The sequence below is a fragment of the Burkholderia cenocepacia genome (genome assembly GCF_900446215.1).
Taxonomy (GTDB): Bacteria; Pseudomonadota; Gammaproteobacteria; order Burkholderiales; family Burkholderiaceae; genus Burkholderia; species Burkholderia cenocepacia.
This window is the reverse complement of the sequence record NZ_UAQZ01000007.1, coordinates 312,609-325,782: the sequence shown is the minus strand read 5'-3', so window position 1 is coordinate 325,782 and position 13,174 is coordinate 312,609. Positions and strand designations below refer to the sequence as shown.

General features: G+C 67.7%; 14 protein-coding genes. 5 read left to right on the top strand and 9 right to left on the bottom strand.

What is annotated here, in order from left to right; genetic code table 11:
• Positions 1-40: 40 nt before the first annotated feature.
• Positions 41-994 (bottom strand): choline ABC transporter substrate-binding protein, encoded by a 954-nt coding sequence (locus tag DTA15_RS15460; RefSeq protein ID WP_006484774.1) that lies wholly within the window; start codon positions 992-994, stop codon positions 41-43.
• A gap of 378 nt (positions 995-1,372) precedes the next feature.
• Between DTA15_RS15460 and DTA15_RS38270 the strand changes: the two genes are divergently transcribed.
• The gene (locus DTA15_RS38270) at positions 1,373-1,606 is read left to right on the top strand and encodes a hypothetical protein (RefSeq protein ID WP_124550714.1); all 234 of its coding nucleotides are present in this window, start codon (positions 1,373-1,375) and stop codon (positions 1,604-1,606) included.
• 51 nt (positions 1,607-1,657) lie between these two features.
• On the opposite strand, the gene DTA15_RS15455 is transcribed toward DTA15_RS38270, so the two are convergent.
• A complete protein-coding gene (locus tag DTA15_RS15455) occupies positions 1,658-2,539 on the bottom strand; it encodes a LysR family transcriptional regulator (RefSeq protein ID WP_006484721.1) in 882 nt (293 codons plus the stop codon).
• Between the two features lie 121 nt (positions 2,540-2,660).
• Between DTA15_RS15455 and DTA15_RS15450 the strand changes: the two genes are divergently transcribed.
• A complete protein-coding gene (locus DTA15_RS15450; protein WP_006484755.1) occupies positions 2,661-3,104 on the top strand; it encodes a DMT family transporter in 444 nt (147 codons plus the stop codon).
• A gap of 54 nt (positions 3,105-3,158) precedes the next feature.
• Here the strand turns inward: DTA15_RS15450 and DTA15_RS15445 are convergent, their stop codons facing one another.
• Genes DTA15_RS15445 through DTA15_RS15415 form a run of 7 tightly spaced genes read right to left on the bottom strand, consistent with a single transcriptional unit; the run spans position 3,159 to position 8,649 of the window.
• Positions 3,159-4,664 carry an aldehyde dehydrogenase family protein gene (locus tag DTA15_RS15445; protein WP_006484740.1) on the bottom strand — a complete coding sequence of 502 codons (1,506 nt, stop codon included), beginning with the start codon at positions 4,662-4,664 and terminating at the stop codon, positions 3,159-3,161.
• Between the two features lie 33 nt (positions 4,665-4,697).
• The gene (locus tag DTA15_RS15440) at positions 4,698-5,186 is read right to left on the bottom strand and encodes a c-type cytochrome (RefSeq protein WP_012493526.1); all 489 of its coding nucleotides are present in this window, start codon (positions 5,184-5,186) and stop codon (positions 4,698-4,700) included.
• 38 nt (positions 5,187-5,224) lie between these two features.
• On the bottom strand, positions 5,225-5,725 hold the full coding sequence (locus tag DTA15_RS15435; protein ID WP_006483796.1) for a c-type cytochrome: 501 nt from the start codon (positions 5,723-5,725) through the stop codon (positions 5,225-5,227).
• Positions 5,722-6,267 carry a methylamine dehydrogenase light chain gene (locus tag DTA15_RS15430; RefSeq protein ID WP_006483798.1) on the bottom strand — a complete coding sequence of 182 codons (546 nt, stop codon included), beginning with the start codon at positions 6,265-6,267 and terminating at the stop codon, positions 5,722-5,724. The genes DTA15_RS15435 and DTA15_RS15430 overlap by 4 nt, the downstream gene beginning before the upstream one ends.
• Before the next feature lie 39 nt (positions 6,268-6,306).
• Positions 6,307-6,933, bottom strand: coding sequence for a methylamine dehydrogenase accessory protein MauD (gene mauD / locus DTA15_RS15425; RefSeq protein WP_034178328.1), 627 nt, complete (start codon positions 6,931-6,933; stop codon positions 6,307-6,309).
• Positions 6,930-7,484 (bottom strand): MauE/DoxX family redox-associated membrane protein, encoded by a 555-nt coding sequence (locus DTA15_RS15420; protein ID WP_006483800.1) that lies wholly within the window; start codon positions 7,482-7,484, stop codon positions 6,930-6,932. The genes mauD and DTA15_RS15420 overlap by 4 nt, the downstream gene beginning before the upstream one ends.
• A gap of 7 nt (positions 7,485-7,491) precedes the next feature.
• On the bottom strand, positions 7,492-8,649 hold the full coding sequence (locus tag DTA15_RS15415) for an amine dehydrogenase large subunit (protein ID WP_006483797.1): 1,158 nt from the start codon (positions 8,647-8,649) through the stop codon (positions 7,492-7,494).
• 240 nt (positions 8,650-8,889) lie between these two features.
• Between DTA15_RS15415 and DTA15_RS15410 the strand changes: the two genes are divergently transcribed.
• The 3 genes from DTA15_RS15410 (at position 8,890) to DTA15_RS15400 (ending at position 13,128) form a co-directional block, all read left to right on the top strand.
• Positions 8,890-9,852, top strand: a complete 963-nt coding sequence (locus DTA15_RS15410) for a helix-turn-helix domain-containing protein (protein WP_006483804.1) — start codon at positions 8,890-8,892, stop codon at positions 9,850-9,852.
• Between the two features lie 127 nt (positions 9,853-9,979).
• Complete coding sequence (locus tag DTA15_RS15405; RefSeq protein ID WP_006483802.1) at positions 9,980-10,924, top strand: GlxA family transcriptional regulator; 945 nt, start codon at positions 9,980-9,982, stop codon at positions 10,922-10,924.
• A gap of 491 nt (positions 10,925-11,415) precedes the next feature.
• The gene (locus tag DTA15_RS15400) at positions 11,416-13,128 is read left to right on the top strand and encodes a M36 family metallopeptidase (RefSeq protein WP_006483806.1); all 1,713 of its coding nucleotides are present in this window, start codon (positions 11,416-11,418) and stop codon (positions 13,126-13,128) included.
• The last annotated feature ends 46 nt before the right edge of the window (positions 13,129-13,174 follow it).

The window sequence follows — 13,174 nt, the reverse complement described above, 5'->3', positions numbered from 1 at the left end:
GGGTTGTGTCGCATTGCAGATAGCGCGTGGGCGCCGGCCGTTACAGGCCGAGATACGCCTTCACGGCAGGCAGGCCGTCCTTGCCGTCGAACGTCTTGACGCCCGCGAGCCACGGATCGAGCACCTGCGGGTTCTTCTTCAGGTATGCCTTCGCGGCCTCGGCCGGCTTGGTCTTGTTCATCACCGACTGCATCAGCTGGTTCTCGAGCTGCGTCGAGAAGCGCAGGTTCGTCACGAGCTTGCCCGCGTTCGGGCAACGCGCGATGAAGTCGGGCGCGGTCAGCGTGTACACGCGCGCTTCGCCGTAGTTCGGGCCGAACGCCGCGTCGCCGCCGGACAGGTAGTTCATGCTGAACTGGATGTTCATCGGATGCGGCTCCCACCCGAGGAACACGACCCACTTCTTCTCGCGGATCGCGCGCTCGACCGTCACCAGCATCCCGGCCTCGCTCGATTCGACGAGCTTGAAGCCGCCGAGCCCGTACTGGTTCGTGTCGATCATCTTCTGGATCGTCGCGTTCGCGCTGCTGCCCGGCTCGATCCCGTAGATCTTGCCGTCGAGCTCCGCACGATGCTTCGCGATGTCGTCGAAGGTCTTCAGGCCGGCCTGGTATTCATAGCTCGGGACCGCGAGCGTCGCCTTCGCGCCGGACAGGTTCGGCGGTTCGACGACGTTGATCGACTTGCTGTCGAGGAACGGTTGCAGCTGCTTCTGCTGCACGGGCCACCAGTAGCCGAGCGACACGTCGAGCTGCTTGCTCTTGAGGCCGGCAAACGAGATCGGCACCGACGCGATCGTCGTGGTCGGCTTGTAGCCGAGCGCCTCGAACACGGTCGACGCGAGCGCGGTGGTCGACGTGATGTCGGTCCAGCCGATATCCGCGAAACGCACGGTGCGGCAGGTCGCGGCCTCCGTCTCGGCAAGCGCGGCGTGCGTGAACGCGCCGGTCGCCAGCACGGCCGCGGCGAGCGCGGCGATCTTCGTCGACTTCATGGTTCGATTCCTCCCGGTTGGTCTCGCGGCAGCCGGTGCGCGGAGTGTGCGCCGGCCTGCATCGTGGGAGTAAAAGTAACGAGCCATATTCGCCGCGAGAAGACCGGCGGCGACCTGTTCTTGCCTGTTTGCGACTATGAGTGGAAACCACTAGCTTGCGCTTGAGGCTTTCCTGACGGGGGTTTGGGGTTTTTTGGGGGATCGGCGGGATTGCCCGGAAGCGGCGCACGCCTTTCGATTCCGCCACGGCCTTGCTGACAGACTTCCGACACGTCGCCGGATGCCGTGGGCGGGCCCTATGCTGGAAGCCGCCGGGCGATCGCGCGCGGCCCGCCAGTTGCCGCGCCGCCCCGGGCCCGGGTACTGCGTATCACTGAAATGGACGGAGACGAACATGACCGGCCGTCGCGATGTCCGTCTCCGGTTTCTTCGGCCAGGAGCAATACGATGCTTGTCGCTTTCTTCGTCGTCGCCCTTTTTGCCATCATCGTGGCCATGCATCGCGGCGTGACGCGCGGTGCGAATGCGAAACTTGGCGCGCGATTCGACGCGGAAGGCCCGCGCGGCGAGCTATCGCGGCGGTTGATGCGCGACGCGGGGTACCGCGTCTGAGTCATGACGTCGGTTCGATCGAACCCGCGTGTCGATCAGGAAGCGCGCCGTTCAGCCCGCCGTCACCACCCGTGCGAACGCCTGCGCCAGCACCGTCGGCTGCGCCGGCAGCACCAGCGCGCATACCGACTTCGCGTCTTCATCGGAAATCGGCACGAACACGACGCCGTCGATCCCGACGCTCGCCATCCGCGCCGGCACGATCGCCACGCCCCGGCCGGCCGCGACGAGATTCAGCATCGACGTCTTCGGCGACACGATCCGCGCGGCCACCGGCACGAAGCCCCGCTTCAGGCACAGATCGATGACGACGCGCGCGAGGCCGCCCCGCTCGCGATACACGGCCGACACGAACGGCTCCCGCCGCAACCGCGCGATCGCGATGCGCTTGCGGCCCGCGAGCGCGTGATCGGCAGGCACCGCCACGCACAGGCGCTCGGCCGCCAGTTCGACGAAGCGCACGCGTGCATCGCGCCGCAGCACCGGCAGCCGAACGATCCCGATATCGGCATGGCCGTTCGCGATTTCGGTCACCTGATCCTCGGACGACGCGCGGTCGAGATCGATCCGCGCGCCCGGACAATCCCGCATGAAGCGGTCGAGATCCGGCATCAGGCTGCTGACGGGCACGGTACTGGAATGCAGCAGCCGCAGCACGCCGGCTTCCCCGCGCGACAATTGCGAGCCTTCGTCGGCAGCCGCCGTCAGCGTGGCCGGGATCGACGCCACGCGTTCGCGGTAGATCGCGCCGGCCGGCGTGAGCCGCACGCCCCTTGGCTCGCGGTCGAACAGCACGAAACCGAGTTCGTCCTCGAGCTGGCCGATCTGCCGGCTGAGCGCCGACTGCGCGACATGAAGCGCGCCCGCGGCCGGCGTGAAGCCGCCGAGGTCCGCCACGGTCAGGAAATACTGGATTTGCCGGAGTGATGGCATGCCGAAACGAGATGGATGAACGCCAGATTCGATATTTGCGTTATACCGGCGTGCTCCGCAGAATGAAAGCCTTCCGTGCCGGAATCACCGTTGCGGCCATCCTTGCGGAGCGTTCATCGTCGTGGCTACCCTCCTGTCTTACCTGCTGGTCGTGGCGGCCGGCATCAGCGTGGCGTTGCAGCAGGTGCTCAACGCGAACCTGCGTGCGCAGATCGGCTCACCGTGGTGGGCCGGCTCGGTCAGCTATCTCGTCGGCCTCGCCGCGATGCTGGCGGTCGCGTTGCTGTCGCCTCATCCGCGCCTGAGCGGCACGTTTTCCGGGGCGGGGTCGTGGTTCAGCTGGACGGGGGGAGTGTTCGGCGCGGTATTCGTCGGCGTCGCGATCCTGATGGTGCCGCGCCTAGGCGCGGCGACGACGCTCGCGCTGATCGTCGTCGGCCAGATGACCGGCGCGCTCGTGTTCGACCACTTCGGCATACTGGGCATCCAGCAGCATTCGGCGAGCCCGATCCGCGTCGCGGGCGCGGCGTGCCTCATCCTCGGGGTCGTGCTGATCCGCGCTTGACAGCGCGTGCGTGCGTTCCCGATCCGCCGGCCACGCACGCGCTCGCCGCGACGCTCACGCGTAGTTCATCATCACCGACTTGCTTTCCGTGTACTGGTCGATCACCGCGCGACCGAGTTCGCGGCCGAAGCCCGACTGCTTCATCCCGCCGAACGGCAGCGCGTTGTCGAGCAGCGAGTGGCAGTTGACCCACACGGTGCCCGCGGCAATACGCGGGACCAGCTTGTGGATCGCGGACAGATCGTTCGACCAGATGCTCGCGCCGAGGCCGTACGGCGTGTCGTTCGCGAGCTGCACGGCCGTATCGACGTCGTCGAACGGCATCGCGACGAGCACCGGCCCGAAGATCTCCTCGCGCACCACGCGCATCGCCTGCGTCGTATCCACCAGCACCGTCGGTTCGACGAAGAAGCCGGGGCCGTCGATCGCGCGGCCGCCCGCAGCGGCACGCGCGCCCTCGCCGAACCCCGAGTCGATGTAACCGCACACGCGCTCGCGCTGCTTCGCCGAGACGAGCGGGCCGATCTGCGTTGCCGGGTCCATCCCCGGGCCGATCTTCAGGCTCGCGGCGATCTTCGCGACGCGCTCGATCACGCCGTCGAACACCTTCGAATGGATGTAGGCGCGCGAGCCGGCCGTGCACACCTGCCCCTGGTTGAAGAAGATCGCGTTCGCGACGCCCTGGGCGGCCTTGTCGAGATCGACGTCGGGCAGCACGATCACCGGTGACTTGCCGCCGAGTTCCAGCGACATCCGCGTCATGTTGTCGAGCGCCGCGTGGCCGATCGTCTTGCCCGTCTGCGTCGATCCGGTGAACGCGATCTTGTCGATGCGCGGATCGCGCGACAACGCGGCGCCCGCCGTGTGACCGTAGCCGGTGACGATATTGACGACACCGTCCGGAAACCCGGCGGCCTGGATCAGCTCGCCCAGCCGCAGCGCGCTCAACGGCGTATCCTCGGCAGGCTTCAGCACGACGGTGCAGCCGGTCGCGAGCGCCGGCGCGATTTTCCACGCGGCCATCAGCAGCGGGAAATTCCACGGGATGATCGCGCCGACCACGCCCACGGGTTCCTTTCTCGTATAGGCGAAGATCTCGCTGTCCGGCAGGTACGGCATGCCGGCATCGATCACGCTGCCTTCGATCTTCGTCGCCCAGCCGGCCATGTAACGGAAGCACTGCGCGGCCATCGCGACGTCGAGCCCCTGCGCGACCATCACCGGCTTGCCGTTGTCGAGCGATTCGATCTCGGCCAGCTCGCGCGCGTTGGCTTCGATCAGGTCGGCCAGCACGAGCATCAGGCGCTCGCGGTCGGTGGTCTTCGCGGTGCGCCACGGGCCCGCATCGAAGGCGCGGCGCGCGGCGGCGACCGCCTGCTGCACGTCGCGCTCGTCCGCTTCGGGCACGCGCGCAATCACGGTGCCGTCGGCCGGGTTCACCACATCGAGCTGGCGGCCCGACGCGGCATCGCTCCATTCGGCGCCGATCAGCATCTGCTTCGGCTTCGCGAGAAACGCGCGCGTCGCGTCGAGCAGCGCAAAGGTTTCGTTCGTCTCCATGTTCACGTTTCCTTGATTCGTTGAGTGAGTCGGTCAGTAGCGATCCGTAACGCCGTCGATGCCGCGCGCCTGCAACGCGCGGACGAGACCGGCGCGCTCGGTCGCGACGTCGGACAGCGCGGGGCGGCGGTGCGCGGCGACTTCCGCGGCCGTATAAGGCTTGAAGTCGCGCGGCAATGCATCGCGGTTCATCGTCGTGAGCACCCAGTTCAGCACGTCGGCCAGTTCCCGATCCGACAGCGCCGAGTTCGACGCGCCGGGCACGCGCATCACGTACTCGCGCCCGGCCGGCACATGCGTGAAATAGCCGAGCGAATTCGCGAGCGGCGGCACCTTGCCGGGAATGCCGCCGCCCGTCGCCGTGTGGCAGCCCATGCAGTTGAGCACCCAGTGTTGCCGGGCGAGCGCGGCGTCGGCCGCGCCGTCGGCCCGCGCGGACGTGGCAAACGCGCACGCCGACGCGCCCGCCAGCAGCAGCCAGCCCGACACGCGACGCGCCACGCTGCCCAGCCGCGACGCCACCGCGCAGCACGTGCGCCGCGCCGGCGAGCACGCGCCGCTCACAGGCCGAGCCCCTTGATCACCACCGCGCGCTGCGCATGCACGGCCGCGCCGTCCATCGGCTTCGCGCGCGCCGCCCGGATATCGGCCGCGGTGAACGGTTTCGCATCGCCGTGCTGCGCATCGAGGTCGAACACGACGTAATTGAGCAAGTGCGCGATGTCGTCGTCGCTCGCGCTCGCGAACGACGGCATCTTGAAGTTGTAGCGCTTGTCGTGCACCTCGATCTCGCCGAACATCCCGTGCAGCAGCGTCGCGATCAGTTGGGCACGCCCGGCTTCCACCGTCGCGTACTTGCCCGGATACTCGGTCAGCGGCGGCGCGAGGCCGTCCTGCCCTTTCCCGCCCGCCTGGTGGCACACCGCGCACTGCGCGTCGAACAGGCCTTTCCCGGCCGGGTAACGCACGGTTTCCTGTGCGTTGCCCGCGCCGGGCAACGCGAAGGCCGTCGCGGCCGTCATGCATGCAACGATGCGCTTTCCTGCTTGCTTCACTTTCATTGCTTCGCCGCTCCCAGCAGAACCGAAACCGAACAGTGGTAATTCGAGTTACCGTTCGCCATGCACCAGTTGATGTCGTTGTTCAGCGACAGCTTGTACAGCGGCTTCTCGCGCTCGTTGCGGTTGCAGAAGCACTTGCCGCACGAGGTCTTGCCGCAGCAGTCGTTGTACGACACGATGTAGTCCGACCCGTCGTGCGGGTTGCGGCAGGTGCCGATCCACGTGATCGGCGAAGGCGTCGTGCCCGGCGGGCAACTGCTCGACGTGCCGCCGCAGCAGCTGCAGAGCCAGCCGTCGATCGCGCAGTATTTCCAGTAGTCGCAGCTCATCGGATCGTCGCTCGCACCCGCGGCGGCGGCGCCGGATGCGCCCGACGGACCCGACGCCGCATCGGCCGCATACGCGGTGCGATCGACGGGCAGCAACGGCAGCAGCGCCGAACCGACCAGCACCTTGCCGAGCCTTGCCATCGCGCTGCGCCGCGAACTGTGCTGCGCGACGCCGCGCGCCGACCGCTCGAACCATGAATCAAACACGCCCATGTCGTCGTTCTCCAATGACGTTGAAAAAGGTTCGGCCGGTCATGCGTGCTGCGCGTGCGCATCGTGGCTGTGATCGCCGTGCACGAACTGCTGCAGCGACGCGACGCCGCGCTCCTTCGCCTCGAACAGGCTCTCCAGGTGCTCGCGCGTGTTGACGAGCCCCTTCGCGCGCACGGTGCCGGTTTCGTCGAGCAGCACCGCGTACGGCAGCTTGCCGATCTGGTACGCGAGGCCGAGCTCCTGCGACAGCACGTACGGGAAGCGCCCGAGGTCGTGCTTTCGCGCGAAGCGCGTGTGTTCGTCGGCATCGCCGTCGCTCGCGAGCACGATGTTCACGGGCGTCGCTTCGCTGGCCTGCAGCGACGGCAGCAGCGGCAGCAGCTTCTTGCAGACGGGGCACGTCGGCGACAGGAAGAACAGCAGCGTGGCCTTGCCCGAGGCGTCGATGCCGCCGACCTTCACGTGCGCGCCGCGAATGTCGGTCAGTTCGAACGTCGGCGCGATCGCGCCGACGGCCGGCCCCTTGTCGATCATCAGCGCGCCGGCCGGCATGATGCGTTCGTACAGGATGCCGATCTGGCGCACCAGCGCGAGGCAGATCGCGCCGAGCGCGAGGACGGCCACCCACAGCAGGGCGGTGGAAACGGTGAGAGCGGTTTGCATCATGAATTCCTCAGGTGGGAAAGGCGCGGCACGTTGGCGAGCAGCACGTCGACGGTGAGCAGCGCGCAGACGATCAGCAGCACGGAGAAGAACAGCGTCAGGTAATCGAACCACACGACGGCGCGCGTGCCCGGCTCGACGAACGCGGTCGCGGCCAGCGCGACGAGCAGCAGCACGCGGCCGACATGCAGCCAGCCGATGCCGCGCGGTGCGTCCGCACGGGCGGCGGTGAAGCCGGAACAGCCGCAGTCGATGTCGGTGTGGCCGCGCAGCAGGTTGATCGCGAGCCCGGCCGCGAACGCCAGGAGCAGCGCGATCAGGCCGCTCGCGCCGGCCGTGCGCGTGTCGGGAAACAGCAGCGCCGCGGCGCCGAGCGCTTCCGCGAGCGGAAGCGCGAACGCGACGGGCGCGGTCAGCGCGTCGGGCAGCAGCCGGTAGCCGGCGAGTGCCTGGCGAAATGCGGCGGGCCGGCGCATCTTCGCGAAGGCGCCGAGCAGCACCACGACGGCCGCGCCGGCCTGCGCGCTGGTGGCGAGTACGGGATCGAGGGTCATCGCGGCCTCACGGGTTGACGAGCAGCGACGACGTGTTGCCGATCTGCTTCTCGACGTGCTGCAGCGCGCCGGTACGCGCATCCATCACGACGAGATCGGAGGTCGCCGTCAGCCCGTAGAACAGCGGCTTGTCGTCCTCGCTGACCTGGATCGACACGAGCGGCTCGACCTTCTGCTGCGCGAGATCCCAGCGCGCGACGCGCTGCTTCGACTTCAGGTCGTACACCCACACCTGCGTGCCGGGATCCTTGTGCGACCCGTCGGTGCCCTTGTGCATCAGCACGTAGTAACGGTTCTGCTTCGCCTGCACGGCCGTCTGCTGCATGCCGCCCGGCCGCCAGCCTTCGGCGCGCTCGGCGTCCGTCAGCAGCGACCACGGCTTGCCGAATGCCGGCTTGTCGCCGCTGAAATCGGCGCTGCGCACGTTGCCGCCGTAGGTGGTGAACAGGTAGTCGCCCTTGTACCGCGACGCGTTCACGAACGCCGGATCCTTGTCGACGTCGATGAACGCGTCCGACATCGTGCGCTTCGCCTCCTTGCCGTTCGCGTCGAGCGTGACGGTCAGCGCCTTGCCGCTTTCGCACAGCGCGGTGAAGCGGTCGTCGCCGGCCGGATACGCGAGCACGCATGCGGCCGTGTCGATCTCCGACAGCATCTTCTTCGATACGGCGTCGATCACGGTCACCGAGGCGGCCGGCGTGATGTTCGCGACGTACAACCGCTTGCCGTCGGCGCTGAACGCGGTGTTGTACGGCGACGGCACGTGCTGCGCATGCTTCGCCGGAATCACGATCTCGCCCGCATGATCGAGCGTCGTGTTGTCGATGATTTCGACGACGTCGGTGCGCGTGCCGTGCGAGCCGCGCGAGAAGTAGGTCGTCGCGACGACACTCGCTTTGCGGTCGGGCGCGATCGCGAAGCCGGGACCGAAGCCGCCGTCGATCTGGCCGAGCAGCTTCTTCGCGTCGGCGTCGTAGACATAGATGCGCCCGTCCGTCATCGACGGCATCGAGATGTCGACGATATAGATCTCGTGCGGATGCCACGGCGGCATCTTCTGCACGACCAGTTCCTCGGGTTTTTCCGTCGCGTTCGCGCTGCCGGCCCATGCCGCCACCAACGCCAGCGTCGCCGCGAGCGCCGCGGTTCGTCGCCTTGTCCTCATGCCGCCTCCAGTGGGAATTCACGTTATGTGGGGCGACTGTAGTTCGACAATAAATGCCGTCAGCACCCGGACCGGCAACGTGTGCGTGCCGATTCGGGATATTGGAAATGCGTGTGAAAGCCGCGCGGCCGCGTGCCTTCCGACCCTCTGAAACACCCGCGCGGAATAGCGCTCGCCCTGATTGCGCCGACCGCTCGGTCGGTTTAATCTTGCGCGGTCCGAACGATCGCCGGAGGCACCGTGCTCGTGTTACATCAGAGGTTCGACGACGCAGACCGGCATGCCGAGGCGCTGCGCGGCTGGAACCAGCGTTACGACCAGATCGGTTCCGGCGCGTATCGCAGCGCGGTCAAACACGCGGTGCTCGACGGCGTGCAGCTGTTCCAGGAAACGGCAAACGTGCGCATCATCCAGCGCGGATGTCTGCCACACGGCCATACGGTGTTCGGGATGCCGCTCACCGGCTCGGGCGCCTTCGCGTTCGGCGGCGCGCGCGTCGAGCGCGGCACGATCGTGATGGCGCGTGGCGGCACACCGTTCGAACTCCATTCACCGGACGAGATGTCGCTGATCGGGGTGGTCGTCCACCCCGAACTGATGCAGCAGATCGAAGATGCCGCCGACGTCCGGCTGGACGCACGCACGCTGCGGCACGGCGTCGTGGAGGTGCCGGTCGCCGCGCGCGAACGTGCGAGCATGCAACTCGCGACGCTGCTCGAGCGCGTGCTGTCGGCGCCCGATACGTTCGACGCGGCACGCGCGCAGTGCGCGATCCGCGCCGAGGTCGGCAATGTGCTGGTCGATCTCCTCACGTACCGGATGCCCGAGCCGCCGAACCGGCTCACGCACGCATGCCACGCCGACATCGTGCGCCGCGTGCATGACTACGTGATCGAGCACCCGGAAGCGCCCGTCGACATCCTGAGCCTGTGCACGCAACTGCGCGTCAGCCGGCGCACGATGCAGAACAGCTTCCAGTCGGTCGTGCAGACGGGCCCGCTCAACTACACACGCTCGCTGCGCCTCGCGCAAGTCCGACGCCTGCTGCTCGACACGCGGCAATCCGACCTGCCGATCAGCGAGGCGGCCGCACGCTGGGGCTTCATTCATCTCGGGCATTTCGCGAAAGCGTACAAGGCCCAGTTCGGCGAACTGCCGTCGGCAACGGCGCGCCGCACGATGCGCGACGCAAAAACGCGCTGAGCACCGGCAAAACCCGCGATAATCCCGGCTTGACCGTTCTGCGCCTGCGAACCGGGCGCGGCCCGCGCGGGCTCGCTCGGCGCGTCGCGCGATACGCGACGACCACCGGATTCGATCCCCTGCCCCGATGCCCGAGGATTTCCATTTCCTGCTACTGCCCGGCTTTTCCGCGCTCGGCTTCATGTCCGCGGTCGAGCCGCTGCGCGTCGCGAACCGCTTTCGCACCGAACTGTATCGCTGGCACGTGATCAGCGCGGACGGCGCGCCCGTCACCGCGAGCAACGGCATTCCGGTCGCCGCCGAGGCCGCGTGCGCGGACGTCCCGCAGGTCGATACGGTATTCGTCGTCGCGGGCTTCGATCCGCTCGTGTGCTACACGCGCACGCTCGGCGACTGGCTGCGCCGCCAGCACCGGCATGGTGCAACGCTCGGCGGCATCGATACGGGCAGCTTCGTGCTCGCGGAAGCCGGGCTGTTCGACGCGTCGCAGCCGCTCACGCTGCACTGGGAAGCGCTGGCCGCATTCCGCGAGCGCTATCCCGGCCTGAATGCGACGCAGGAGCTGTTCGAGATCGACGACCGGCGCATCACCTGTGCGGGCGGCACCGCGTCGATCGACATGATGCTCGACCTGATCGGTCGCCGGCACGGCGCCGACCTCGCGGCGGCGATCTCCGAGCAGTTCGTCGTGAGCCGCATCCGGCAGCGCTCGGACAGCCAGCGGCTCGAGATCGCCGCGCGCTACGGCGTGCACAACCGCAAACTGATCCAGGTGATCGGCACGATGCAGCGGCACATGGACAACCCGCTCGGCTCCGACGCGCTCGCGCGGGAAGTCTCGATCACGCGGCGCCAGCTCGAGCGGCTGTTCAGCGCGACGCTGAACGACACGCCGACGCACTTCTACCTGAACCTGCGTCTCGATCGCGCCCGCGAACTGCTGCAGCAGACCGACATGAGCATCACGTCGGTGTGCGTCGCGTGCGGCTTCGAATCGCCGTCGCATTTTTCGCGTACCTATCGCGCGCGATTCGGGATGAGCCCGCGCAGCGACCGGCGGGCGACACGCTGATCGTCGCAGCTTTTAATCACAATCCGGCGCGGTATTGCGCGTTCCGGCAGCGTTTCCCGCCGCCCGCTGAACAATGCCGGCGATTGATCGACCGACCGAAGCGATCGTCGAAAATAATTTGGAATGTCGCTGAAAATATTCTGTAACATACCAAAAAAAGTTAGATAGGCAGCCTAACGGACCGGCACGCCGCGTCTCGACGCGCATCGCGCCACGCAGGCTGCCAACCGATATCGATCCGATCCGAGGGGTATGACATGACGATGCTCGCTTCGCCGTCGCCGCACCTGCCTGCCGTTCGCATCCCTTCACGCGCGTCCCCCGCTTCGCCTGCCCGCTTCTTTTCGACCTGACATTTAGGTTTCCTTAGTCAGTCGAGACTCTCCACACCGCTTCGCCGCACCGGTTCCATCGAACCGGCGCGCGGGCCGTGTCGTGCCTGTTCGCCACGAGCGTGCGGGCGTGTCCAACCGTTGAGATGAGGATCACGTATGCAGACATCACGCAAAGCATTGCCGTTCGCCCTGGGTCTCGCGCTCGGTTTCGGCATCGTCGGCGGCACCGTGGCCGATACGAAAGTATCGAACCCGCAGGCCGCGAGCCTGCGCGAAAGCCTGACGCGCGGCGTCGCGCCGCCGGCCGCGAAGGCCGACACGGCCGCCGGGCAATTCCGCGCGGACGGCGTCGCCGTCACGCTGTACAACCCGGCCTACCGCGCCAGGAAGGCCGCCGCGACGCCTGCCGCCACCGCACGCGACTTCGTCGCGTCGCAGGCGGCGCAACTCGGGCTCGACGCGGCCGCGCTCGCGAGCCTCGTCGTCACGTCGGAACGCAACGACGCCGACTTCACCGTCGTGCGCCTGCAGCAGCAAGCCGCCGGATTGCCCGTGTACGGCAGCGAGATCGCGGTGACCGTCGCGAAGGACGGCCGCATCCTGTACGTCGCGAGCAACACGATCAACGGCGTGGTCGCGACGACGCGCAAGTCGCAGGCCGTCGACCAGCAGCAGGCGCTCGACCGCGCCCGTGCGTATCTCGGCGTGAGCGGCTTCACGCATCTCGATGCGCAACTCGTCGCGTTCGTCGACAAGGCCGGCACGCATACCGCGTGGAAGGTGCGCGGCCGCCCGCAGGACGGCCCGAAGGGCGATTGGGAACTGCTGATCGATTCGGGCAGCGGCGAAGTGCTGCGCGCCGAGGACAAGGCGTTCTACGCGACCGACGGCACCGGCTTCGTGTTCCGCCCCGATCCGCTGTCGCCGACGAAAAGCAGCTACGGCAGCACGGGCTACAAGGACAGCAACGACGCCGACTCGACGCAGCTCACGGCCGCACGCGTGCGCGTGACGCTGAAGGATCTCGCGCAGTCGGGCACCCGCTACACGCTGACGGGCCCGTACGCGGCGTGCGTCGATTTCGATGCGCCGCTCGACAAGGCGTGCCCGTCGCAGTCGACGCCCGCGTTCGAATTCACGCGCGGCAACCTGTATTTCGAGGCCGTGAACGTGTACTACCACATCGACACGTTCCTGCGCTACGTGAACCAGACCCTCGGCATCAAGGCGTTGCCGTACCAGTACACGGGCGGCGTGCAGTACGACCCGCACGGCGAATCGGGCGACGACAACTCGTCGTATTCGTCTAGCAGCGGCCGGCTGACCTTCGGGCAAGGCGGCGTCGACGACGCGGAAGACGCGGACGTCGTGATCCACGAGCTCGGCCACGGTATCCACGACTGGATCACCAACGGCGGCCTGTCGCAACAGGAAGGCTTGTCGGAAGGCACCGGCGACTATCTCGCCGCCGCGTACAGCCGCGACTTCATCCAGTGGAGCCCGTCGGATGCGCAGTATCACTGGGTCTACAACTGGGACGGCCACAACGAGTTCTGGGGCGGCCGCGTGACCAACTGGAACGTCGGGCGCACCTATGCGCAGGCGCGCGGCGCGGAGATCCACACGGCCGGCCAGTACTGGGCGTCGTGCAACCTCGTCGCGCGCGACGCGATCGGCGCGCAGGCGATGGACAAGGCGTTCCTGAAGGGGCTGTCGATGACCAACGGCTCGACCAACCAGAAGGCCGCCGCGCAGGCCGTGCTGACGGCCGCGTCCGCGCTCGGCTACAGCAGCGCGCAGCTCACCGCGATCGGCAACGCGTACAACAAGAGCTGCACGTACGGCGTGACCGTCCCGCAGAAGTCGTAATACCGCAGCAGGCGGGAGCGCCTCGCACGATCTGCGGCGCGCTCCC